General features: G+C 62.6%; 20 protein-coding genes. 10 read left to right on the top strand and 10 right to left on the bottom strand.

The genetic code is table 11. The features are described 5' to 3' along the window. Positions 1-155: 155 nt before the first annotated feature. Both AWB68_RS15315 and AWB68_RS15310 read left to right on the top strand, forming a co-directional pair. Positions 156-1,892, top strand: coding sequence for a proline--tRNA ligase (locus tag AWB68_RS15315; protein ID WP_087645199.1), 1,737 nt, complete (start codon positions 156-158; stop codon positions 1,890-1,892). Position 1,893: 1 nt separating this feature from the next. Beyond that, entirely contained in the window at positions 1,894-2,493 is a 600-nt protein-coding gene (locus AWB68_RS15310) for a MarC family protein (RefSeq protein WP_087645198.1), read from the top strand. Positions 2,494-2,543: 50 nt separating this feature from the next. On the opposite strand, the gene AWB68_RS15305 is transcribed toward AWB68_RS15310, so the two are convergent. Both AWB68_RS15305 and ffh read right to left on the bottom strand, forming a co-directional pair. Further along, positions 2,544-3,095, bottom strand: coding sequence for a hypoxanthine-guanine phosphoribosyltransferase (locus tag AWB68_RS15305; protein ID WP_087645197.1), 552 nt, complete (start codon positions 3,093-3,095; stop codon positions 2,544-2,546). 119 nt (positions 3,096-3,214) lie between these two features. Continuing rightward, complete coding sequence (gene ffh / locus AWB68_RS15300) at positions 3,215-4,582, bottom strand: signal recognition particle protein (protein ID WP_087645196.1); 1,368 nt, start codon at positions 4,580-4,582, stop codon at positions 3,215-3,217. A gap of 101 nt (positions 4,583-4,683) precedes the next feature. Between ffh and AWB68_RS15295 the strand changes: the two genes are divergently transcribed. The 4 genes from AWB68_RS15295 to AWB68_RS15280 all read left to right on the top strand — a co-directional run bounded on the left by AWB68_RS15295 (position 4,684) and on the right by AWB68_RS15280 (position 10,050). Next, entirely contained in the window at positions 4,684-5,595 is a 912-nt protein-coding gene (locus AWB68_RS15295) for a cytochrome C assembly family protein (RefSeq protein ID WP_087645195.1), read from the top strand. A 30-nt stretch (positions 5,596-5,625) separates the two neighbouring features. Then, entirely contained in the window at positions 5,626-5,946 is a 321-nt protein-coding gene (locus AWB68_RS15290; RefSeq protein ID WP_087645194.1) for a PP0621 family protein, read from the top strand. Next, positions 5,943-6,545: a 1,6-anhydro-N-acetylmuramyl-L-alanine amidase AmpD gene (gene ampD / locus AWB68_RS15285; RefSeq protein WP_087645193.1), complete on the top strand. Its 603-nt coding sequence runs from the start codon at positions 5,943-5,945 to the stop codon at positions 6,543-6,545. The genes AWB68_RS15290 and ampD overlap by 4 nt, the downstream gene beginning before the upstream one ends. A 508-nt stretch (positions 6,546-7,053) precedes the next feature. Next, positions 7,054-10,050: a ribonucleoside-diphosphate reductase subunit alpha gene (locus tag AWB68_RS15280; protein WP_087645192.1), complete on the top strand. Its 2,997-nt coding sequence runs from the start codon at positions 7,054-7,056 to the stop codon at positions 10,048-10,050. Between the two features lie 215 nt (positions 10,051-10,265). On the opposite strand, the gene AWB68_RS15275 is transcribed toward AWB68_RS15280, so the two are convergent. The 4 genes from AWB68_RS15275 to AWB68_RS15260 form a co-directional block, all read right to left on the bottom strand. Beyond that, the gene (locus AWB68_RS15275; protein ID WP_087645191.1) at positions 10,266-11,978 is read right to left on the bottom strand and encodes a ShlB/FhaC/HecB family hemolysin secretion/activation protein; all 1,713 of its coding nucleotides are present in this window, start codon (positions 11,976-11,978) and stop codon (positions 10,266-10,268) included. A 222-nt stretch (positions 11,979-12,200) separates the two neighbouring features. Continuing rightward, the gene (locus tag AWB68_RS15270; protein ID WP_160110019.1) at positions 12,201-13,697 is read right to left on the bottom strand and encodes a filamentous hemagglutinin N-terminal domain-containing protein; all 1,497 of its coding nucleotides are present in this window, start codon (positions 13,695-13,697) and stop codon (positions 12,201-12,203) included. A 197-nt stretch (positions 13,698-13,894) separates the two neighbouring features. Then, positions 13,895-15,646 (bottom strand): hypothetical protein, encoded by a 1,752-nt coding sequence (locus AWB68_RS15265; protein ID WP_125482943.1) that lies wholly within the window; start codon positions 15,644-15,646, stop codon positions 13,895-13,897. Between the two features lie 275 nt (positions 15,647-15,921). Next, on the bottom strand, positions 15,922-17,319 hold the full coding sequence (locus AWB68_RS15260; protein WP_087645188.1) for an MFS transporter: 1,398 nt from the start codon (positions 17,317-17,319) through the stop codon (positions 15,922-15,924). 138 nt (positions 17,320-17,457) lie between these two features. Between AWB68_RS15260 and AWB68_RS15255 the strand changes: the two genes are divergently transcribed. From AWB68_RS15255 to AWB68_RS15235, 4 genes are all read left to right on the top strand, one after another. Further along, positions 17,458-17,670: a DUF3820 family protein gene (locus AWB68_RS15255; RefSeq protein ID WP_087645187.1), complete on the top strand. Its 213-nt coding sequence runs from the start codon at positions 17,458-17,460 to the stop codon at positions 17,668-17,670. A 611-nt stretch (positions 17,671-18,281) separates the two neighbouring features. Next, positions 18,282-19,517, top strand: coding sequence for a ribonucleotide-diphosphate reductase subunit beta (locus AWB68_RS15245; protein ID WP_087645185.1), 1,236 nt, complete (start codon positions 18,282-18,284; stop codon positions 19,515-19,517). A 101-nt stretch (positions 19,518-19,618) separates the two neighbouring features. Beyond that, positions 19,619-19,933: a hypothetical protein gene (locus tag AWB68_RS49445; protein ID WP_087645184.1), complete on the top strand. Its 315-nt coding sequence runs from the start codon at positions 19,619-19,621 to the stop codon at positions 19,931-19,933. A 29-nt stretch (positions 19,934-19,962) separates the two neighbouring features. Beyond that, positions 19,963-20,670, top strand: a complete 708-nt coding sequence (locus AWB68_RS15235) for a histone H1-like repetitive region-containing protein (protein WP_087645183.1) — start codon at positions 19,963-19,965, stop codon at positions 20,668-20,670. A gap of 220 nt (positions 20,671-20,890) precedes the next feature. On the opposite strand, the gene AWB68_RS15230 is transcribed toward AWB68_RS15235, so the two are convergent. The 4 genes from AWB68_RS15230 to AWB68_RS15215 form a co-directional block, all read right to left on the bottom strand. Beyond that, positions 20,891-21,367 (bottom strand): outer membrane lipoprotein, encoded by a 477-nt coding sequence (locus tag AWB68_RS15230; RefSeq protein WP_087645182.1) that lies wholly within the window; start codon positions 21,365-21,367, stop codon positions 20,891-20,893. A gap of 16 nt (positions 21,368-21,383) precedes the next feature. Beyond that, positions 21,384-22,322: a carbohydrate kinase family protein gene (locus AWB68_RS15225; protein WP_087645240.1), complete on the bottom strand. Its 939-nt coding sequence runs from the start codon at positions 22,320-22,322 to the stop codon at positions 21,384-21,386. Positions 22,323-22,442: 120 nt separating this feature from the next. After that, a complete protein-coding gene (gene tpx, locus AWB68_RS15220) occupies positions 22,443-22,943 on the bottom strand; it encodes a thiol peroxidase (RefSeq protein WP_087645181.1) in 501 nt (166 codons plus the stop codon). Positions 22,944-23,055: 112 nt separating this feature from the next. Further along, a partial coding sequence (locus tag AWB68_RS15215; protein ID WP_327382596.1) for a DUF3426 domain-containing protein occupies positions 23,056-24,436 on the bottom strand: 1,381 nt, incomplete at its 5' end.

Below are 24,436 nucleotides of genomic sequence, written 5' to 3'. Positions count from 1 at the left end.
CGGCACGAACCCGAATCCGGGTACACCTTTCGCCGGGCATTCAGGCCAGCGGCAGATTCTTCTTCCCGCTGGCTGTCCCGTCGTTCACTCGTTCTGCACGCCTTCACGCCGCCAGCCGGCACTTCGGCGCGCTTCGCATTTGGAAAATTTCTTCAATGAAAGCATCGCGTTTCTTCATCGTTACCCTGAAAGAAGCCCCCGCCGACGCCGAGATCGTCAGCCACAAGCTGATGATGCGCGCCGGCATGATCCGCCGCGTCGCGGGCGGTATCTACGATTACCTTCCGATCGGCCTGCGCTCGATCCGCAAGGTCGAGGCCATCGTGCGTGAAGAAATGAATCGTGCGGGCGCGCTCGAATTGCTGATGCCGGCCGTGCAGCCGGCCGAGTTGTGGCAGGAGTCGGGCCGCTGGGAGCAGTACGGGCCGGAACTGCTGCGCATGAAGGACCGTCACGAGCGCGAGTTCGTGATCGGGCCGACGCACGAGGAAGTCGTGACCGACATCGCGCGTCGTGAGATCAAGAGCTATCGCCAGTTGCCGGTGAACTTCTACCAGATCCAGACGAAGTTCCGCGACGAGATCCGTCCGCGTTTCGGCGTGATGCGCGGCCGCGAGTTCATCATGAAGGACGCATATTCGTTCGACAAGGACATGGCCGGGCTCGCCGAGTCCTATCGCAAGATGTTCGACGCCTATGTGCGCATCTTCTCGCGCATCGGGCTGGAGTTCCGCGCGGTCGCGGCCGATAACGGCTCGATCGGCGGCAGCGGTTCGCACGAATTCCACGTGATCGCCGATACGGGCGAAGACGCCATCGCATATTGCCCGAGCTCGGACTACGCGGCGAACGTCGAAGCGGCCGACGCGCTGCCGCTCGCAGCCACGCGCGCGGCGCCTGCGGAAGAAATGAAGAAGACCCCGACTCCGGCCAAGGCGAAGTGCGAAGCGGTCGCGGAATATCTGAACATTCCGCTTGAGCGCACGATCAAGTCGATCGTGCTCGCCACAGAGAACGAAGGCGCCGAGCCGACCATCTGGCTGCTGATGCTGCGCGGCGACCATTCGCTCAACGACATCAAGGCGCACAAGCAGCCGGGTCTCGCGGGCTACCGTTTCGCAACCGAGCAGGAAATCATCGAGTGGTTCGGCACGCCGCCGGGCTATCTCGGCCCGGTCGGCACGAAGAAGCCGGTGAAGGTGATCGCGGACAGCACGGTCGCGAACATGAGCGACTTCGTGGTCGGCTCGAACGAAGTCGACTTCCACACGACCGGCGTGAACTGGGGCCGCGACTTGCCGGAACCGGTGGTCGCGGATATCCGCAATGTCGTCGAGGGCGATCCGTCGCCGGACGGCCGAGGCACGCTCGCGATCTGCCGCGGCATCGAAGTCGGCCACGTGTTCCAGCTCGGCACCAAGTATTCGGATTCGATGGGCGCCACTTTTCTCGACGAAAACGGTAAGCCTGCGCCGATGCAGATGGGCTGCTATGGCATCGGCGTGACGCGCGTCCTGGGCGCGGCGATCGAACAGAACTTCGACGAGAAGGGCATCATCTGGCCGGAAGCGATCGCGCCGTTCGAAGTCGTGCTGTGCCCGATGGGCTACGACCGCAGTGACGCCGTGCGCGAGCAGGCCGACAAACTGTACGCGACGCTGCTGGAAGCGGGCATCGACGTGATCCTCGACGATCGCGGCGAGCGCCCGGGCGTGATGTTCGCCGACTGGGAACTGATCGGCGTGCCGCACCGGCTCGTGATCGGCGACCGCGGGCTCAAGGAAGGCAAGCTCGAATACCAGGCGCGTCGCGACACCGAGGCCACGCTGTTGCCGGTGGACGACGCGGCGCGCGTGGTGATCGAGAAGGTGCGTGCGGCCCTGGCGAAGTAACGTGCAATACAACTTCCTGTCGGCGACGGTGCTGCTGATCCTGATCACCGATCCGCTCGGCAACATTCCGATCTTCATCAACGCATTGCGCGGAGTGGCGGCCGAGCGGCGGCGCATCGTGATCCTGCGGGAAATCGCGATTGCGTTCGGCATCCTGCTGCTGTTCATGCTGGTCGGCGACCGTTTCCTGCGCGCGATGAGTCTCACTGATTTGTCGCTGCGGCTTGGCGGCGGGATCGTGCTGTTTCTGATTGCGCTCAGAATGATCTTTCCGCATCCCGACGGCCCGATGGGCGGCGATTCGCGCGGCGGCGAGCCGCTGATCGTGCCACTCGCGATTCCGGCGCTCGCCGGTCCGTCGGCGCTCGCGACGGTGATGCTGCTCACGTCGCAGGCGCCGGGCAAGATGCTGGAATGGATCGGCGCGCTGACGGTCACCATGATCGTCTGCGCGATCGTGCTGACGCTGGCCGAGAAGATTCAGCACTGGCTCGGCGAGCGGGCGGTCACCGCCTTCGAGCGTCTGATGGGATTGGTGCTCGTCGCGATTTCGGTCGAGATGATGCTGGCGGGGATACGCACCTTCGTGCACCAACTATAAAAAAACGGCCAATCGTCGGATTGGCCGTTTTTTCAACTACACGTTCAATATCAGGCGCCTTCAGTCAGCGCACGAATCGTCGGCAGGTTGCGCCAGTAACCTTTCGCATCCATGCCGCAGCCGAACACATAGCGGTCCGGCACTTCGAATCCGCAGAAATCCGGACGCAGCGGCTTGGCCTTCGGAATGATCTTCTCGCACAAGACCGCCGACAGAAACTGTTTCGCGCCCATCAGCATGATGCGGTCGCGGATCGCAGCCATCGTTTCGCCTTCATCGAGGATGTCGTCGAGCACGAGCACCACGCGATCCTTCACCGATTCCGCCGGTGCCACGCGCCATTGCATCTCGCTGCCGCCCTTGATCGCATTGCGATAGCGCGTCAGGTGGATGTAATCGAACTCGAGCGGGAAATCGAGATGCGGCAGCAGCATGCCGGTGAATACCGCCGCGCCGCCCATCACGGAGAGGACGAGCGGGAACTCCTCGCTCGTCGCCGCGCGGATGTCGTGCGCCATGCGCCCGATCGACGCGTTGACCGCAGCCGCCGAAACGATCTCTTCGGAGTGGCTGAAAATGTGGAGAGCTTCTTCGCGATTCATAAGGGAAACGGCGCGGTGGCGTGAATACCTAGTGTGGGAAAAAACGGCGGCGAGCGCCATATGATAAACCCGCGCACGCCGCGGACTGGCGGCGAGGCGCGGGTTTCGAAAAACGCAGATTAACGCATGCCGGGCATCATGCCCTTCATGCCGCGCATCATTTTCTGCAGGTTGCCGCCCTTCAACTTCTTCATCATGCCGCGCATCTGCTCGTACTGGTTCAGCATGCGGTTGACGTCCTGCACGTGCACGCCCGCGCCCGCCGCGATCCGGCGCTTGCGCGCGGCCTTGATCAGCTCGGGTTTCGCGCGCTCCTTGAGCGTCATCGAATTGATGATGCCTTCCATGCGGCGCATCTGCTTCTCGGCGACGCCCATGTCCGCGCCCTGTGCGGCCTGCTGGAATTGGGCCGGCAGCTTGTCCATCAGCGACGACAGGCCGCCCATGTTCTTCATCTGCGAAAGCTGTGCCTTGAAGTCGTTCAGGTCGAAGTCGCCGCCTTTCTTGACCTTGTCGGCGAGCTTTTGCGCTTCCTTCGTATCGACGCCGCGCTGCGCTTCCTCGACGAGCGCGAGGATGTCGCCCATGCCGAGAATCCGGTTCGCCATCCGATCCGGATGGAAGACTTCGAGGCCGTCGAGCTTTTCCGCGACGCCGACGAATTTGATCGGCTTGCCTGTCACGTGGCGCACGGAGAGCGCCGCGCCGCCGCGCGAGTCGCCGTCGAGCTTGGTGAGCACGACGCCGGTGAGCGGGAGTGCGTCGTTGAACGCCTTCGCGGTGTTGACGGCGTCCTGGCCGAGCATCGCATCGACGACGAAGAGCGTTTCAGCCGGCTTGAGCAGCGTATGAAGCTCGGTGATCTCGTTCATCATCGCTTCGTCGATGCCGAGGCGCCCGGCCGTATCGACGATCAGCACGTCGTTGTAGTGGCGCTTCGCCCAGTCGACGGCCGCGAGCGCGATGTCCGCGGGCTTCTGGTTCGGCTCGGACGGGAAGAAGTCCGCGCCGACCTGCTCGGTCACCGTCTTCAACTGCTGGATGGCGGCGGGGCGGTAGACGTCGACGGAAACCGTCAGCACCTTCTTCTTGTACTTCTCGCGCAGGAGCTTGGCGAGCTTGCCGGTGGTCGTGGTCTTGCCGGCGCCTTGCAGGCCGGCCATCAGGATCACGGCGGGCGGCGTGACGGCGAGATTCAGCTCGACCGCCTTGCCTTCGTAGTCGCCGCCGATCACCGCCGTCAGTTCGCGCTGCACGACGCCGACCAGCGCTTGGCCCGGCGACAGGCTGGACATCACTTCTTCGCCGAGCGCCTTTTCCTTCACCTTCGCGATGAATTCGCGCACGACCGGCAGCGCGACGTCGGCCTCGAGCAACGCCAGGCGCACTTCGCGCAGCATTTCCTGCGTGTTAGCCTCGGTGAGCCGGGCCTCGCCGCGCAGCGTCTTGACGACGCGCGCCATCCGTTGAGTCAGATTGTCGAGCATGGGATCGGTAGAGAGTGCGGCCTCGCCGTGGCGCCCGCTCTCGCCCTTGACGGCGGGAGGGGAAGACGTCGTGAGTTCGGGGCCTAGTGTAAACTTCGGACATGGATATTGTACTGTATGCCCTCACTGCGCTTCTCTACGGCGGACTTGCCGTAGCGGGCTGGCGCGCGCATCGCCACACGGCCCTCGGGCCCGCGCTGGCGGGCGTTCCCGCGGGCGCGCCGGTGCCGAGCGCGCGGGCGTCGAAGGCGTCAGGCATGAGCGGAATCGGGCGCGCTCTATTATTTATAGCGCTCCTCGTGCATGGCGTCCTGCTGCATACCACCATCTTCCCGCAAAACGCGATGGTGTTCGGCTTTGCCTTCGCGCTCTCGGCCATGTTCTGGCTCGGCGCGGGCATCTACTGGATCGAAAGCTTTTTCTTTCCGCTCGACGGCTTGCGGCTTCTGGTGCTGCCGCTCGCGTGCGTCGCGTCGTTGATGCCGCTGCTGTTCGGCGGCGTGCGCGTGCTGCCGTATTCGGCAGCGCCCATGTTCAAGCTGCACTTCCTGATCGCCAACATCGCGTACGGTCTGTTCGCGATCGCCGCGCTCCACGCGATCCTGATGCTGATGGTCGAAAGGCGGCTGCAGGGCATGCGCGGGCTGGCCGCGCGTCATACGTCGAATAGCTGGCTTACCAGTTGGCTCGATACCCTGCCGCCGCTGCTCACGCTCGAAAAACTGCTGTTCCGGCTGATCGCGGCGGGCTTCGTCCTGCTCACGCTCACGCTCGTGTCGGGGATCGCCTTCAACGAACAACTCGTCGATCGCGCGATCAAGCTCGATCACAAGACGGTGTTCGCGTTTCTCTCGTGGCTCATGTTCGGCGCGCTGCTGACTGCGCGCCGCGTTTCCGGCTGGCGCGGGCGTGCCGCGTTGCGCTGGGTGCTCGCTTCGTTCGTCGCGCTGCTGCTCGCTTATGTCGGCAGCCGCTTCGTATTCGAAGTGCTGCTGCACCGTGCCGTCGTCTGAGCCGGGCAGCCTACTTATATTAGTAACGCCATGCGACAACTTCTTCTCTTGATCTTTTTGTTCTTCGCGAGCCAGTGGCTGTTCCGCAAGCTGCGCCGCGCGAATGCGCGTGCCCAAGCCGGCGCGCAACCGGGCAGCGGTGCTGGCGCCGGCACGGCTGGCGGCACGTACCGGCGCAGCGGCAACGGTGCCGGCAGTTCGCCGCAACTGACCGATCCGCTCGTGCGTTGCGTCGAGTGCGGCGTGCATACGCCGAGCAGCGAATCGCTGGTCGTGGCCGGCCAACGGTTCTGTTGCTCCGACCACGCGCATCGCCACGCGGCTCGCCCGTCCGGCCGCGACGCGCGATGACGCAACCCGAGCGCGCCGGAGCGCCCGCTTCGGTCGACGCCGACGGCTGGCTATCCACCGCGACGCGCTTGCCGTCGCCGAACTTCGAGGCGCGGCCGGGCGCGATCGAGCCGACGCTCATCGTCGTGCACAACATCAGCCTGCCGCCCGACGACTTCGGCGGCGACGCCATCCGGGACTTCTTCCAGAACCGCCTCGACCACGACGCCCATCCGTACTTCGAGCAACTGCGCGGCGTGCGCGTGTCCGCGCATTTCGTGGTTCGTCGCGATGGCGCGATCGAGCAGTACGTCTCGTGCAACGAGCGCGCGTGGCACGCGGGCGTGTCGAGCTTTCGCGGACGCGAGCGCTGCAACGACTTCTCGATCGGCATCGAACTGGAAGGCAGCGATCGCTTCCCGTTCGAGCACGCGCAATACGACGCGCTGCATGTGCTCGTCGATGCGCTGACCACGCGCTATCCGATCGATGCGCTCGCCGGCCATTCCGATATCGCGCCCGGCCGCAAGACCGATCCCGGTCCTCACTTCGACTGGCGGCGTCTGCAACGCGCGAGCGGTCTCGCGCCTTGCTTCTTCCCCTACCTCGACCCCGCGTAAAGTCATTCTCGTTGCATCGCAGCACGGGAAACGCCCGAGGCCTTGCCGTGCTTTGCGAAAGCAAAAGTCAATCCCTCCCAGGTATTCGACAGGCAAATAAATCTTTTTGAGAGTGCGCTGAAGTTCACTATACTTGGTGCCCAGAGACGTAAAACGCACTACATCTTGTGTTGTTGAGGCGGCGCCCGCTCCCAGAGCCGGCGCCGTTGGCTTTCCGGCGTGAAGGAAGTTGGCTGGCCCGGGGCGGTGCGGTTCGCCACGAACCGCATCGAGTGCCAGCGAGAAAGACCGTGAAGAAGGCAGGCAAGTGAAGGCAGTTTGCGTCGACCGAAGCCACCCGCGCGAGCGCGGGGCAAGACGGCCGGGTCCGCGCAGTAAACGCATTCGCGGCGGGCCGTTTTCACATTCCATCATCCGCGTGAGGTGTCTCCGTGAGACACCTCACGCGGCATAAGTCATAAATCCGCGGACGACGTTCCGCACCATTCGAACACCAGGAGTTTTGCACATGCAAACCACCGACAACGCCACGACCTCCTACGAAGGCGTATCCGCACGGCAGGCGGGCAGCCAGCAGCCGGGCGCGCAGGCGCTCGCGCCGACCACGACGCTCGCCGACTACAAGGTCATCCGTCGTAACGGGACCGTGGTGTCGTTCGAGCCGTCGAAGATCGCGATCGCCGTGACGAAGGCGTTCCTCGCGGTGAACGGCGGGCAGGGCGCAGCTTCCGCGCGCGTGCGCGAGCTGGTCGAGCAACTGACGCAGAGCGTCGTGCGCGCGCTCGTGCGCAGCCGTCCGAACGGCGGCACGTTCCATATCGAAGACATCCAGGATCAGGTCGAGCTCGCGCTGATGCGCGGCGGCGAGCACAACGTCGCGCGTGCCTACGTGCTGTATCGCGAGAAGCGCACGCAGGAGCGCGCACACGCGCCGGAAGTGAAGGCGAACGCGCTCGGCATCAACGTGATCGATGGCGGCGTCTCCCGTCCGCTCGACCTCGACGCGCTGAAGGCGCGCATCGTCGAGGCGTGCGCGAACCTGGGCGATGTGGTCAACGCCGATCCGATCGTCGCGGAAACGGTGAAGAACCTGTACGACGGCGTGCCGATGAGCCAGGTCTACGACTCGGCCATCCTCGCGGCCCGCACGATGATCGAGAAGGACCCGGCGTACAGCCAGGTCACGGCGCGCATCCTGCTGCACACGATCCGCCGCGAGATCCTGGAAGACGAAGTCCCGCAAGGCGCCATGGGCGAGCGCTACGCCGAGTACTTCCCGCTCTTCATCAAGCAAGGCGTGGAAGCTGAACTGCTCGACGAAAAGCTCCAGCAATTCGACCTGAAGCGTCTCGGCGCCGCGCTCGACGCGGACCGCGACCTGCAATTCGGCTATCTCGGCCTGCAGACGCTGTATGACCGCTACTTCCTGCACACGGAAGGCGGCAAGCGCATCGAATTGCCGCAGGCGTTCTTCATGCGTGTCGCGATGGGCCTCGCGCTGAACGAAATCGACCGCGAAGCGCGAGCGATCGAGTTCTACAACGTGCTGTCGAGCTTCGACTTCATGTCGTCGACGCCGACGCTGTTCAATTCCGGCACGCGCCGCTCGCAACTGTCGTCGTGCTACCTGACGACGGTTGCCGACGACCTCGACGGCATCTACGAAGCGCTGAAGGAAAACGCGCTGCTGTCGAAGTTCGCGGGCGGCCTCGGCAACGACTGGACGCGCGTTCGCGCGCTCGGCTCGCATATCAAGGGCACGAACGGCAAGTCGCAGGGCGTGGTGCCGTTCCTGAAGGTGGTGAACGACACGGCCGTCGCGGTGAACCAGGGCGGCAAGCGCAAGGGTGCGGTGTGCGCGTATCTGGAAACGTGGCACCTGGACATCGAAGAGTTCCTGGAACTGCGCAAGAACACCGGCGACGACCGCCGACGCACTCACGACATGAACACGGCGAACTGGATTCCCGACCTGTTCATGAAGCGCGTGCACGAAGGCGGCGACTGGACGCTCTTCTCGCCGGCGACCTGCCCGGACCTGCACGACCTGTTCGGCGCGGCGTTCGAGAAGGCTTACACGGCTTACGAAGAGAAGGCGGCGCGCGGCGAGATCAAGCTGTTCAAGAAGATTCCGGCGGCGCAACTGTGGCGCAAGATGCTCGGCATGCTGTTCGAAACCGGCCATCCGTGGATCACGTTCAAGGACCCGTGCAACATCCGTTCGCCGCAGCAGCACGTGGGCGTCGTCCACTCGTCGAACCTGTGCACGGAAATCACGCTGAACACGAGCGACACCGAGATCGCCGTCTGCAACCTGGGTTCGGTGAACCTCGTCGCGCACCTGTCGAAGCAGGCCGACGGCACGCTGGCGCTCGATCACGACAAGTTGAAGCGCACCATCAAGGTCGCGATGCGCATGCTCGACAACGTGATCGACATCAATTACTACGCCGTCGCCAAGGCGCGTAACTCGAACCTGAAGCATCGTCCGGTCGGCATGGGCATCATGGGCTTCCAGGACTGCCTGCACTTGCTGCGCACGCCGTACGCGTCGGACGAAGCGGTCAAGTTCGCCGATACGTCGATGGAAGCGGTCTGCTACTACGCGTACTACGCGTCGACGGAACTGGCGGAAGAGCGCGGCCGCTACTCGAGCTACCGCGGCTCGCTGTGGGATCGCGGCATCCTCCCGAAGGATTCGCTGAAGCTCCTGGCCGAAGAGCGCGGCGGCTACGTCGAAGTCGACGACAGCGAAACGATGGACTGGGCAGCGCTGCGTTCGCGCATCGCGGCGCACGGCATGCGCAACTCCAACTGCGTCGCGATCGCGCCGACGGCGACGATCTCGAACATCATCGGCGTCTCGGCGTGCATCGAGCCGACGTTCCAGAACCTGTACGTGAAGTCGAACCTGTCGGGCGAGTTCACGGTCGTGAACGACTACCTGGTGCGTGACCTGAAGACGCGCGGCCTGTGGGACGAAGTGATGGTCTCCGACCTGAAGTACTTCGACGGCACGCTTTCGCGCATCGACCGCATCCCGGCCGACCTGCGCGCGATCTACGCCACGGCGTTCGAACTGGATGCGAAGTGGGTCGTGGAAGCGGCGGCGCGCCGTCAGAAGTGGATCGATCAGGCGCAGTCGCTGAACATCTACATGGCGGGCGCGTCGGGCAAGAAGCTCGACGAGGTCTACAAGCTCGCGTGGCTGCGCGGCCTGAAGACGACCTACTACCTCCGCACGATGTCGGCGACGAGCGTCGAGAAGTCGACCGTCGCGCACGGCGCGCTGAATGCGGTGCCGTCGGGGGAGTCGGGCGGCGGCGCGAGCGGCATGTCGGGTGCGGGCTTCGGCTCGACGGGTGCAGGCGGTGCGTCGGCGGGTGGCTTCAACGCCGCAGCAGCGACGGCTCCGGCCGTAGCGGCAGCGCCCGAAGCCGACGGGCCGGTGTGCATGATGCGTCCGGGCGATCCGGGGTTCGATGAGTGCGAGGCTTGCCAGTAATAGCTATGAGGCGCGGTAGTCGGACGTTTCCTCGGTAAGTCCGCTTCGTCCGCAACCACGCTGTGGTTTTTGGCCGGCAGAACGTTTCCAGGTTTGCCCTGCACTTCGGGGCGAATCGGACGCTTTCTGCCGGCCTTTTGCGTTTTGTCGGCCCAAGACTGATCCAGTACACGCGACGCGGCGATGACGTGAAAGCGAAAGCCAAAACGCTTCGTTCAGATGCGAGCCGTCAAGGACAGGCCGAGGAACGCGGTCCGAGCCTTGAATCCCGAAGGTTTGACAAGCGGCAGGCCAAGTGAAGCGTCGTATCCGAACGTTTTATACGTGCCTCGCAATCCGAGAGCGGTTCCGGCAAGCGTCTGGCCGGTCAGTTCCCCAGCCGAAGGACCGCTCACACGTCCAGTGTCCAGCGCCACATAGGCTTCGCTGCCGGCGAACGCCCCCGTCGCGATTTCGTTGCGCCATACCCAGCCGCTTTCTGCCGAGAGAACCGAGTTGCCATCGAAGCCACGGACGGTGTAGCGTCCTCCGAGTTGCAGGTATTCGGTCGATGGAATCGGCATGGGCGACCACTGCACCGACAGTGTGCCGCGATAGCCGAAGCGTCGCTCGCCGGCTTCGAACGGGACGTCGATCGACGTGTTCGTGCCAAGAATCCAGTATCGGCCGTTCCAGTTCGCATGGCCGTAGACATGGCCGGGGTCGCGGCTCACACCCGCGAGACTTCCCCGCACTCCCGCGCCCGCTCTCACCGATGCCCAGGCGAGTTCCTGCTGATGGGCAAAGTTGGCTTCATAACCCGTGATGTCGTGGTTCTGCGTGGCAATCGGCGCATCGCCGACGGTATTGATCTCCTGACGGCGCACGATCTTGAACTGCAGCGCGCCTTTTGCGTCTTGCGAACGGTAAGGCGCGAAGCCGATACCGAAGTCGAAGCGCCGTGTGCGGCTGCGGTACGGATAATCCGGGCCGACGTCCGCGATGGTTTGCTTCGACGACCATTCACTCGCGCCGATCGACAAGGACGCGTAGCCGAGCGGCACGTTCCACGCGGCGCTTTTGGCATTCGACGCGACCTCGTGGTTGTTGAGTTCGGCGTCGTTGTTCAAGCCCACGATCAACTGGTCATAAAGATGCAGCGGTGAATCGATCGCGACGGTTGCGCCGACCTGATTGCGTCCGGTTGCCGCGACGCCCTGATTGTCGGCATTCAAAACCACATGCCAGCGCTTCGATTCCTCGGGATGAACGATCACGATGTCGGTCGCGCCCAGCCTCGCGCCGGGAAGGAGATCGAAGTTCACGCCGCTTTGTCCCGGAAGGCGAAGCATGTTTTCCATCGCCTGATCCAGGTCGCGCACATTGAGCGCGTCTCCGGGTCCGGTCGGAAACGCGGCGGGCTGCCAGCCGATGCCGCCGCCTTCGTCGCGGATCTTGCCGATCGTCCCCGGGACGATTTGCACGACGAGATGGCCGTCCTGAAATTCGTCCTTCGGGATGTTGAGGCGCGTCGTGATGAAGCCGCGTGCGATGAGTTCGCGTGAGAGCCAGTCCTGAAGAACGCGAAGACCCTGCTCGCCGATGCATTCGCCTTCGATGCGGGCGAGCGTGGTCAGCCAGGGAAATGGGAGTGCGCCTCGCCAATCGACGTCACGGACGACCATGCACGACATTTCCAGCGGTAATGCCAGCGAGGGGGGATCGTCGCTGGTCGATGCGGAGAGCGCGCTCGGTCGCGGGACGGCGGCATCCAGTACCGCGTCGAGCCGTTGTTCCTGGCTCGGCTGGTAGTTCGTGAGGGACGGGATATCGACCGGCGCTCGTTGCGCCCGCGCCTCGCTGTGCGGCAGCGTTGACCAAACGAGGAGAGCTGCCGTGAGCGAGCGGTGCTTGTTGATCGAAATGGCGGGAAAGGCGCGGAAAAGCATGGTGTTGCGAGGCCGGAAGAGTTGAAAGTAGGCGTGCCGGCTTGAGGGGGAAGCGATGGCGGCGAAGCGGAACGTGCGTGTTCAATCTCCCACAACGTGGCCGCTAGCTCTTGTCCTTCCACGCCATCAAAAGAACGGACGCGGGGCCGAACGCGACGTTCGGCCCCGCTAAATCTGGCACGCCGCCGACCCACGCCGAAGGCGAGTCGCAGCGCTGTTTGATCAGCGCATCGACACGTTGCCTGGCTTGAGCTTTGTCACGACGCCGTCCACCGGGTTTGCGAATTTGGCGGAACTGACGTATTCGATCGTGCCGTCGTTGTTCGATGTGTAGCCGTTGACCTTGATTGTCGAACCGGAGCGGAGCAGGCCGCCGTGTTCGTTGTACAGCCTGCCGTCGATCGCGATGGACTGTGCGGAGATCTCGCCGAGGATATTGTTGACGAGCCCTGCGGCGTTCAGCTTTCCCGCGGAGTGGATCACGCCACGGTCGTTGCTGACCGCACCCACGAACGACGCCGAGCCCACATCAATTCGGCCGAGGGTGTTTTCAGTACTGCCGGAAACACTCATCTTGCCGGTGGTCTTGAGGGTGCCGGTGCTGTTGTCGAGGTTTTCGACCGAGAGCGTGCGCGCGAGGATATTGCCTTCATTTCTGGTCCCGCCTGAGACTGAAAGGCCGCGCGCCGAAGATACCGTCCCGGTCTTCCCGATAACTGTCAGGCTGCCGGTCGAGAACGATGCGCCACCCGAACCCGCCTGGATCAGGCCATTCACGTTGATTCGTCCGCTATCGATGCCCCACTCGGGCATCGACCTCGCTGAGACAGGAGTGCCGGCGCCGTTGTTGTCGTTCACGCCCACGCCATCCCGCGAGCCGACGAGACGGATCGAATTCGCGTACATGCTGCCGAGTTTCGAGACGTCGATGGCGACGGTGCGCGGCGCCGAGCCTTCTGCCGTCAGGCCGGCTTCCACGGCCGACTGCGTTGCGCCGGACGCCAGGCTATGACGCGTGACGCCACCGACACCCACGACCTTGGCGCCGTCGGCGTGCAGTGCAGCGTTCACCACGATACTGCGCGCGATCAGATCTAGTTGGTCGATACGCGTCGCGTCGAGGCCCTTGCCTTGGATTTCGATGCGGCCTCTTGTGGTGTCGATATTCGTGATGTTGCCCAGTGAGTCGAACGTCGCCTTGCCGGTTGTCAGCGTGGTTCGCGGCGCGTTGATGAAACCACCGCCGTTCACGGTGATGCCGTTCGGGTTCGCGACGATGAGATGCGCCGATTTGCCGGCGATCTCGGTCGTTCCGTTGAGCATCGTGGGATTCGCGCCGATGACTTCGTTGAGGATCACCTTCGCTGGTTTCGCGCCGAGTTGCGAGTTGCCTGCGATCACGCCGCCGAGTTGCGTCTGTACAGCCGTGCGGCTGTTGTTGAGTACGAGGCCGGCTGCGCCGACGTTGTAGTCGGTGAACTTGTTGTGCGAAAGGCCGGCCGCGTTCGGCGCGACGATGTTGACGACCGGCGTGCCATTGGCCGTGATAGCGATACTGGGGCGATTGGCTTTGCCGCCCGCAGCGGATAGCGCCTGTGCGTCTGCAGCCGATGCGTAAAGAGCGATGGCAGGAACGGCGCTCAGTAGTAGCGCCGTAACGAGGTTCGCGTGACGGGCCGGCAGGCGGGCGGTTTCACAGTGTTTGCTTTGGCGTGTCATTGATCTTCCTATCGTTAAAGAGTGCATTAGACGTTTGGTCATGGGCAACGCAAGGGCGTGCCATACGCGTGACGTGTCGACTGTTTCGAAGCTGTGAATTTGCGCAGCCGAATACCTATATCGCGCCGCCCCGGTGGCTTGGTCGGCCCGACAATCGGCACGTCTGCCGCGGAGTGGGTGGATGTAATCAAAATTCGTTAATGAACGAGCGTGAAGGGACGCTTTTGCGCAAAGCTGTACATTTGGAACGAATACATGTGAATGTCGCCGCCCGAGTAACTCAGGTCTTGCTGCCGCGAGAACCAGTTGAGATTGCCGCCGTATCGGCCGTCGGACATTGTGTAAATGTTCTGCCCGCTGTCGGGGGAATAAACGTATAAATATGGACCATCTTGATTTGATCCGGAGTGGACTACGCTTACCTTCCCGGTTTCGATGTTGTAAATACGGGGTCCCATCGAGTCGATATGCGTTCCTATAAGAATGTCTTCCATGTTCAAAACCTGCATATCGAACACATCCAATCCCGCAGGTAACGGAGGCAACTTGAAGTAAGTTCCATCTGCGAGATTGAGCGCGGCCATACGTGGTGTGCTGTCGCCCGTGATTTCGTGAGCCACGAAATATATTTTCTTTTCGTCCATGGAAAGACCGAGGTTCAGCCCGTTCTTTCCCGCAGGTCCGACGGCATAAGTTCGAATTACCTTACGGTCAGGCACGCTGATTTTGGCGATGCTCTGAGCGGAGGAGTCGCTTGTAGCTGTGAGGACGTATATCGCGTCGTTCTGAACTCGAGGTGTGGCGAGAAGCTTTGCGTTGCTCAAGGGAATGTCGCCAAGAACCGCATTACTCGATGCGTCAAACAGACGTACGCCAGTCTGGTTCTGGTCATTCACCCAGAGCACATATAACGTCTTGCTGTCGGGCGACACTTTTAAATCGACGATTTCCTCATTGATTGCGGTCGACTTGATTATCTTGTTCGTCGTCGTGTCGATAGTGTGGACGTGAGCGCCGGGCCGGTTCCACGGTTGGTTCACATAGAAGACAAACTTGTCGTCGGGACTGGATACAATATGCGTGATAACACGCGTCACGCCATCGTCCACCATTGGATCGGCGGGGATTTGCGCTACCGACGTGGCATTTTCCATCTCAAAGACAGCTATCCACTGTGGCGTTTGCGAAGCCTTCACGACATACATCAGGCGAGGTTTTTTGCCGTAAAAATGCTGGACCATCTTTATGTCAGTGGCGCTTAGAATTCCGTCGCCCATCCAGACCCCTGGCGCATTGCAGTAGCTCATGACGGATTCCATATCGAAGTCGCCAAAGGATATATCGCCGTCCTTACCCTGCGGCGCGTCGGCGCAATTCTCCGGTTTGTCCGGGCGATTTTGCTCATGAGAAAAACCTAATCCGTGCCCAAACTCATGCACGGCGGTAATTCGAATACACCGCTCGGGATCGCGATAGCAATCTTGCATAAACGATCCGGGATCGAAATTCAGGCGCATCGCGTTTGCCCAATTATTATTTTCGTACCCGATATTGTTATAATAATAACCTGGTACACCGTTTGTGAGCGCGATGCGAATGCCATAGAAATTAGGATACTCCGAGCACTTGCCCCACCCCGTGAACGAGACATTTGAATTTGCGACCCAAGTATCCTCCACCGCTTTCTTAACGATACCTCGTTGCCATTCGGTTCTTGACATAAAACTATCATCGAATTCCCAACAGACGCCGATCGGTGTAGCTGGCCAGATTCCCGCCGTCAGTGCATAACCGCGACTATCCCCAACCGCAGCCTTCGCCGTATTTTTTAACTGCGCAGACTTTCCACTCGCCGCAACGCCGGCATCAGGGCCATCACCGCCGCTACAACTAACTAAAGTGAAAGTGGATAAGAAAAAAGCAAGAGCGACTAAGAACCGCCTTATCATGCGAATGCTCCCTCAGATTATTCTAGATTTGATATTTACCAAACGCCTGCACAGCGCTCGCTAAACAAATCGAAGATTAATCTTTACCGTCGAGGAGCTTTCAATTTTGCGTTTAAATATGACAACCGTCGAATTGGCTTAGAGGTATCGCGCGGGACGCCTTCCGCCTTCGCGACGAGAAACGTCTTTCCCCGGCCGACGGTGAACTTTGAAAACCGCGAGAAATTGTTTGGACTATCTTCGTTAGAAGCTACTCGCGCAAACACAAGCCACCTTCACCCTCGCGTCCCCCGCGAAATCTCCGACCCCGCCTCCCGCGACAACCTCGCCGTCACCGGAATCGAAAGAAACGAGAACGCGCCCACGACAACAAACGCCGGCCAGAAATCCGGCCAGACGATCGTCGCGTGACCTTGCACGCTCTGCGAGATATCGAGCGTGATCCCCGCGATGGTCACACCGAGCCCCAGCGACACCTGCTGGATGAAACTCGCGAGGCTCGTCGCCCGGCCGACATCGCGGGTTTCGATTTCCGCATACGCGAGCGAATTCAGGCTCGTGAATTGCAACGCAGGGAAGAAGCCGCCGAGCAGCACGACGGTCCAGATCACCCACGTCGGCGTGCCCGGGAAGAACATGCCGCACGCTGCGATCGCGAGGCCGGAAAGCGCCGCGTTGACCATCAGCGTGTGCCGGAAGCCGAAGCGATGCAGCACGCGCGACGCGAGCGAGCGCATGAACATGCCGCCGAACGCCGACGCGCACGTGATCGAACCGGACTTGAACGCCGTCATGTGCAGCCCTTCCTGCAACGCGAGCGGCAGCAGGAACGGCACCGCGCCGAGTCCGATGCGAAAGAGCGATCCGCCGAGCACGCTCGCCTGAAAGGTCGGCACGCGAAAGAAGCGCAGGTCGAGGAGCGGGCGTTCGGTGCGTCGCGAGTGCAGCCAGTAGAGCACGACCATCACCGCGCCGCCCGCGCACATCGCGCCGGCGACGCTGTTCGGCATGAGCTCGCCGCCGACCAGCGAGAGACCGAGCAAGAGCAGCGTGCCGCCGCTTGCCGAGAGAAAGAAGCCGAACCAGTCGAGCCGCCCCGGATGTTCCTCGCGCGAGTTCGCGATATAGCGGTTCGTCAGATAGATGCCCGCGATGCCGATCGGGATGTTGATGAAGAAGATCAGGCGCCAGTGCAGGTAGGTCGTGATGAAGCCGCCGAGCAGCGGCCCGACGGCGGGGCCGAGCATCGCCGGGACGCTCAGGTAGTTCATCGCGCGGATGAACTCGGAGCGGCGCACCGAGCGGAAGATGATGATGCGCCCGACCGGCACCATCATCGCGCCGCCGACGCCCTGCACGAAGCGCGCGACCGTAAACGTAGCGAGTGAGCCGGATGCCGCGCACAGCAGCGACCCGACGACGAACACGCCGATGGCGGTGCGAAAGACGGTGCGGGCGCCGAAGCGGTCGGCGACCCAGCCGCAGATCGGGATGAACACGCCGAGGCCGAGCACGTAGCTCGTGACCGCGATCTTCAGCGTGACGGGGTCGCGGCCGAAGGCGCGGGCCATCTCGGGAATGGCGGTGACGATGACGTTCGCATCGACGCTTTCCATGAACATCGCGCACGCGACGATGAGAGGGGCGACGAAGGCTTTGATGGCGAGCGGCATGGAGAATCGATGGACATCGCGGCAGGCGGGAGCGGCGATTATGGCATCGATGTGGAGCAACCGCTGAGGGATGGGCCACAGTACGCGACACCGAATCGGCGATACTGCGCCGCTCACCGACAACGAGGATCGAACGACATGGACCCGGAAGATTTGCAGCGCCTCGTCACGCAGACGATGCCCTATGGAAAGTTCAAGGGAAGGCTTCTCGCGGACCTCCCCGGCAACTACCTCGCGTGGTTCGCGCGTGAGGGTTTTCCGCAAGGGCAACTCGGTCGGCTGCTCGCGCTCATGCACGAGATCGACCACAACAATCTGCGCTCGCTGCTCGAGCCGTTGAGGGCGCGGTAGCTCGCTTCGAGGCGCTCGCAGCGCTTGACACGGTGCCGGAAGCGCGGATTAGCGGGCTTGGCGTGGCCCACTATAGCTTGTGGTCAACGTCCTCCGACGCCACAACATTTAGTGGAATTTCAAGACCGCGGATGCTAAACTCCGGCAACGCATCAGCGCCATGCGAAGGTCCTTCAGGCCGCATCGAACGGCGCTTCCGGCAGATCGATGCGGACGCTTCAGGCAGCGTCGGCCGATTCGAAACGCGTGATCGTCGCGTGCTCGCCGAGCGTGGAAGCGAAGCTCGAACGACGAAGCGAAGCGCAGCAAATCGCCAGTCACTCGCATCGTCACCGATGCGCTTTCGATGCCTCTCGTCGCACGCTTCGACGCAACGCCGCAAGACCGCAAAGCAGAAGCATGAACCGCGAAGCAAGCTCGATGAAGAGCCCTTCGAACGAGCAAGCAAACAAGCAGCAACACACATCGCGAGAGGCTTCACACACGATGCGTTGAGCAAAGTGTTGTATGCAAGTAGCAACGCGAACGCAAAACAGGAATTTTCATGAGCAAGCTCTTTTATCGCTCATGAAAAGATGGTACAAACCGATCTAAATTGATGGTGAGAATTTATGCTCAACTGGGATGACGAGACCACTGCCGTAGCTCCGTCGAGCGCTTCGCAACACAACGTGTTGCGCAACGCCGCGGGTACGGTTGCCGGCATGCAAGAAGCATCGCGTGCCACTCATCAGGTTGCTCAACATACTTCGTCCGCAAGCAACATCTTCTCGAACGACTTCGTCGCTCCCGCAGCGGCCTCCGCCGGCGCCATCGCGGCCGCGAGCGAAGCGCGCGTGAACGTCGCCGACAAGCGCATCATCAACGGCAAGACCGACGTCAACCAGCTCGTGCCGTTCAAGTACAAATGGGCGTGGGAAAAGTATCTGGCGGGCTGCGCCAACCACTGGATGCCGCAGGAAGTGAACATGTCGCGAGACATCGCCCTGTGGAAGGACCCCAACGGCCTGTCGGATGACGAGCGCCGCATCGTGAAGCGCAATCTCGGCTTCTTCGTCACGGCCGACTCGCTCGCCGCAAACAACATCGTGCTCGGCACGTATCGCCACATCACCGCGCCGGAGTGCCGCCAGTTCCTGCTGCGCCAGGCCTTCGAAGAGGCGATCCACACGCACGCGTACCAGTACATCGTCGAGTCGCTCGGTCTCGACGAGAGCGAAATCTTCAACGCGTATCACGAGGTCGACTCGATCCGCGCGAAGGACGAGTTCCTGATTCCGTTCATCCAGACGCTCACCGATCCCGCCTTCACCACCGGCACGCTCGAAGCGGACCAGAAATTGCTGAAGTCGTTGATCGTGTTCGCTTGCGTGATGGAAGGCCTGTTCTTCTACGTCGGCTTTACGCAGATTCTGGCGCTGGGTCGCCAGAACAAGATGACGGGCGCAGCGGAGCAGTACCAGTACATCCTGCGCGACGAGTCGATGCACTGCAACTTCGGCATCGACCTGATCAACCAGATCAAGCTGGAAGAACCGCAACTGTGGACGCCGGAGTTCCGCGCAGAGATTCGCGAGATTTTCAAGCAGGCAGTCGAACTCGAATATCGCTACGCTGAAGACACCATGCCGCGCGGGGTGCTCGGCCTGAACGCGTCGATGTTCAAGAGCTACCTGCGCTTCATCTGCAATCGTCGTTGCCAGCAGATCGGCCTCGACCCGCTCTACCCGAACGAGGAAAACCCGTTCCCGTGGATGAGCGAGATGATCGACTTGAAGAAGGAACGCAACTTCTTCGAGACACGCGTGATTGATTACCAAACGGGCGGCGCGCTGACCTGGGAATAACAACGAGCCAGGACGTGTTGCAGACGGAAATCGATGGGATGCAGGTGCCGCCGCGACCAACGCGAGCATCTGCAGTCAAGGTTTAGGAGAACGGTCGCCTGATGCAAAGTGCGCCTTGTGGCTTAGCGGCCCAAAAAGATGACAGGCGTTTTGCGAACCCTTCAGTGGGACGGGCAAACTTCCCCCCGGAAAACGCCGGCGGCCTCGCCGCCGGTTCGATCAAGCGATTGCCGGCACCGGTTTTTGGTGTCGACTCAATTTGGCGCGCGGTGCCTCGGGGCACGGCGCGCCTTGCCGTATTCATTAGCGTAAGCGGGCTCCATCAGCGTACGCCGATGAATAATCCGCTTCGTAGCGTGCGCCGTGAGACGTGCATGCGGGAAGCGGGTTTTGACGAAGGGTGTTGTTTGAACTGACTCTCATCCGAAACCTGAAGGAGAAAATGATGGCACTTGCCAAGAAAAAACCCGCTGCCAAGAAGGCTGCAGCAAAACCGGCCGTGAAGAAGACGGCCGCCAAGAAGGCAACCGCGGCAAAGAAGGCCGCTCCGGCGAAGAAGGTAGCCGCGAAGAAGGCAGCACCGGCGAAGAAGGCCGCTGCGAAGAAAGTCGCAGTGAAGAAGGTGGCAGCCAAGAAGGCACCGGCGAAGAAAGCGGCCGCGAAGAAAGTAGCCGCGAAGAAGGCGCCGGCGAAAAAGGCCGCGGCGAAGAAAGTTGCCGCCAAGAAGGTAGCCGCGAAGAAGGCGCCGGCGAAGAAGGCTGCTGCGAAGAAGGCGCCCGCCAAGAAGGCCGCGGCGAAGAAAGCCGCGCCTGCCAAAAAGGCTGCTGCCAAAAAGGCCCCCGCCAAGAAGGCTGCCGCGAAAAAGGCGCCTGCTGCCAAGAAGGCTGCCCCTGCTGCCAAGAAAGCGCCCGCTGCGAAAAAGGCTGCGGCACCCGCTGCCACCAAAAGTGCTGCTCCGCCCGCTGCCAAGAAAACTTCCGCCCCGGCCACGAAAAAGGCTGCGGTCAAGAAGGCTGTCCCCGCGAAGAAGAGCACCGCTGCAGCTCCGGCAACCACCGCGACGACTCCGGCAGCTCCAGCTCCGGCTTCGGCGGTCAAGACGGCGCTGAACCCGGCTGCTGCATGGCCGTTTCCGACGGGCAGCCGTCCGTAAGTTCGCGCGCAAGCGCCAGGAGCCAAGCACCGAGCGCAGTACTTCGACACACTCGATGTGTCTCGCGACCGGGTAGTGCTACCCGGTCAAAACCCGCCGCTGGCCGATGTCAGCGGCGGGTTTTTCATGAGCGTCGCGTGCGGGCGAAAAAAAGCGCATGCCTCCTTCGATGCATGCGCTTGAGGCGGACGTCGATCGACATCCGCGCGTTTTCGTTCGCTCAGTGCGTGACGCGCGTCACGCCGCCGCTCGACAGCAGGCGAACGCGTTCGCCCGCCTGGAACACTTCTCCGGTCGACGTTTGGGTGATGGCGCGCATGTCGCCGTTATCGAGCCGCACGGTGATCTCGAGGCCGTTCTTCACCGCAGCGGTGTTCTCCACCGCGTTGCCTGCCACCGCGCCCACGAGACCGCCGACGATCCCGGTCAGGATCGACCCCGTTCCGCCGCCGATCGTGCTGCCGGCCACCGCGCCGAGCGCGCCGCCGCCGATCGCGCCCAGGCCGCTCGGCTGGCCGTTGTTCGAGCTGATCTTCACGCCGCGCACGCTTTCGACCGTGGCCATGCGTACCGTCTCTTCGCGCTGCGCCTGCGATGCCGTATAGACGTCCGGCGAACTGCTGTTATAGGCGCAGCCCGACATCGCCACTGAGCTGACGAGCGCTGCTGTCAGCACGATACGACTGATGTTTCTCATTCCCTTGCTCCACTCATTACGACAGGCTGCTTCCGAATGCCTGCTTGAAACGTTCTTCGATTTCGGTGCGCGTCGGCGCGTAAGTCTGCGGCCCCTGATGCTCGATTTTCAGCGAACCCATCAGGCTGGCAAGACGACCGGTCTTCTCCCAGCCAAGCTTGTTTTCGATTCCATACAGCAAGCCGCCCCGGAACGCGTCGCCGCAACCGGTCGGATCGACGACCTGTCGCGCCTTCACGACCGGAATTTCCTCGATGCCCTGCTCATGATGAATCTGCGCGCCTTGTTCACCGCGCGTCACGACCAGCGCCTTGACGCGGCCCGCGATGTCCTCGGTCGACCAACCGGTCTTGTTGCTCAACAACTTGGCTTCGTAATCGTTGACCGCCACGTAGGAGGCAAGTTCAATCATGTGACGAAGCTCCACACCTTCGAGAATCGGCAGGCCCTGACCTGGATCGAACACGAACGGCACGCCCGCCGAAGCGAACTGCTCCGCGTGCTGGCGCATGCCGTCGGCGCCGTCGGGCGCGACGATGCCGAGCGTGATGCCGCTCGTCTGGTCCGCGCGGTTCAGGTGCGATTCCATCATCGCGCCCGGGTGGAACGCGGTGATCTGGTTGTTCCCGAGGTCGGTCGTGATGAAGCACTGTGCCGAATGCTGGTCGGGCAGCACGCGCACGTATTCCTTCGACAAACCGAGTGCATCGAGACGATCGAGATAGAGCTGCGCGTCGGCTTCGCCGAGTGTCGCCATGATCTTCGCGTCGCCGCCGAGCAGCTTCAGCGCGTACGCGATGTTGCCCGCGCAGCCGCCGAAGTTGCGGCGCATCGTCGGCACCAGGAAGCTGATGTTCAGCATGTGTACCTGGTCCGGCAGGATGTGGTCGCCGAAGCGGCCCTGGAAAGTCATGATGTTGTCGTAGGCGAGCGAGCCGCAGATGAGCGTAGCCAAGGCAAACGTCCTTTGAATCGAGTCGGTGAGAAGGAATTGCGCATTCATCACGCGGCGGCGCGAAGGCCCGGTCACCGCCTGATGAATGCGCGGGCCGCGAGCGGCCCGCGTTGCGTGTGTTTACTTCAGTGCAGCGAGCGCCGCGTCATAGTTCGGCTCGTCCTTGATCTCGGACACGAGCTCGGAATACAGCACCTTGTCGTTCGCGTCGATCACGACGACGGCGCGCGCCGTCAGGCCCTTCAGCGGCCCGCTCGTCACGTCGACGCCGTAGGCCTTCGCGAAGTCAGTGCCGCGGAACGTCGATGCCGTCACGACGTTCTCCAGACCTTCCGTCACGCAGAAGCGCTTGGCCGCGAACGGCAGGTCGCCGGAAACGACCACGACCGCCGTGTTGTCGAGCTTGCCGGCGGCTTCGTTGAATTTGCGCGTCGACGTGGCGCAGGTCGGCGTGTCGAGGCTCGGTACGATGTTCAGCACCTTGCGCTTGCCGGCGAAGTTGGCGAGCTTCAGATCGCCGAGATCGGCGCCGACGAGCGTGAACTCGGGCGCCTGCTGTCCTGCCGAGGGGAACGTGCCGGCAACGTCGATCGGGTTGCCGCCGAGGGTGACTTGACTCATGTTGCGCTCCTGGATTGCGTCAGATGTTCAAAGGATAAGCGCGCGTCCGGGCCGGACGCGCGCAGGGGAGAAAAACGATGCATGTGGCGAGGCCGTGAACGTGTCGCGGACGTCACGGATAGAAAACCTGCACGCGATAGTTCGCAGCGACGACGTCGCCCGTGTCGAGGCGCACGATCACGGGTTGCGTGCTGCGCGGCGCGAGGCCGTTCGCGAATATCGTATGCGGGCGGGCGTAATCCTGCGGCCAAAGCACGCGGCGGATCGCGACGTTGTTCTTGTCGTCGAGCAGCGTGAGTTCGAGCGCCGGATACGCGAGCGCGACATCGTACCGGTTGCGCAGCGACAGCCTGAGTTCGAGCTTGTGCGCTCCATCGACTTGCCGGAGACCCGAGTTCTCGATCTGCAGGCCGTCGATGTCGCGCGGCGGCGTGACGTTGCAGCCGAGCGTCTCGCATGCGCTGGCGTAAAGCGACTGCGCATGCGGGAAGTAGACGATCACCGTTTCGCGTTGCCACCACGCCAGTTGCAGCAGGAGCGTGATCGCGAGCAGCGCAGCGATGACGCGCCCGGCGATCTTCAGGACCGCGGGCGATGGCAGCGGGCTACGCGTCCCGGACAGGGGCGGGAACGGTTCAGCCTCGCCGTTGGGGCGGGGCGGGTATCCAGGGGCGCCGAAGCGCGGTTCGGGATCGGATGGCCACGCGCCGCTTGCCGCCGACGCGGGCAGGGCGGATTGCGTCGATGTGCGGGGCGGCGTGGGCGGCACGTTCGGCGCGCGCTGCGTCGGACCGACGAATGGTTCGTTGCGAGCGTCGCCGGGAGGTTCGGTGTGCGTGTCTCCGAATTGCGTGGCTTCTGTTTCCGCTTCTGCGTTGGGCGTATGGTCGGCGAGAGGACCGGTGCGCGCACGCACGAAGCGCTTGCGGCTCGCTTCCTCGGAAGGGCCGACGAACGGCTCGACGCGCATCCCGGCGGGCGTCGCCGTTGAGGTATCCAGCGATGGCTCGACGCGCGTCTCCATCGGAGCGGCGGTTTCCGCATGTGCCGCGGGTTCGGCTGGCGTGTCGTTTCGGGTTGCGTCGTCAGCAACGCGATCGGCGAACGGCGTGAAGACGGTTTCCTCGTCGGCTGCGGGGGCGATTTCGACGAAGGACTTCGTGTGCGGTTTGCCGAAGGATTCGAACGCGGATTCGGTGGGAGCGGCGGTTTCGTGAGTCTTTGTGAGCGACTCGGCTTGCGTCGGTGTGCCGAAGGCGTCCTTCGTGCCTTCGTTCGAAAATGATCGCGGGAATGGGGCGTCGGTTTCGGCTTCGGTCGAGTGCATTTCGGGCGCGTCGGTCTCGGTCGATTGAGCCTTGGTGACGGGCGCTTCCGCTTCGGTCGAGCGCGTCTCGGCGAGGGGCGCGTCGGTCGCGGTCGAGTGCGTCTTGGCGATGGGCGTGTCGGCTTCGGTCGAGTGCGTCTTGGCGATGGGCGTCTCGGCTTCGGTC

The organism is Caballeronia choica (genome assembly GCF_001544535.1).
Classification (GTDB): Bacteria; Pseudomonadota; Gammaproteobacteria; order Burkholderiales; family Burkholderiaceae; genus Caballeronia; species Caballeronia choica.
Note: the sequence above shows the minus strand (reverse complement) of the source record. Positions and strands in the feature narration are given on the sequence as shown.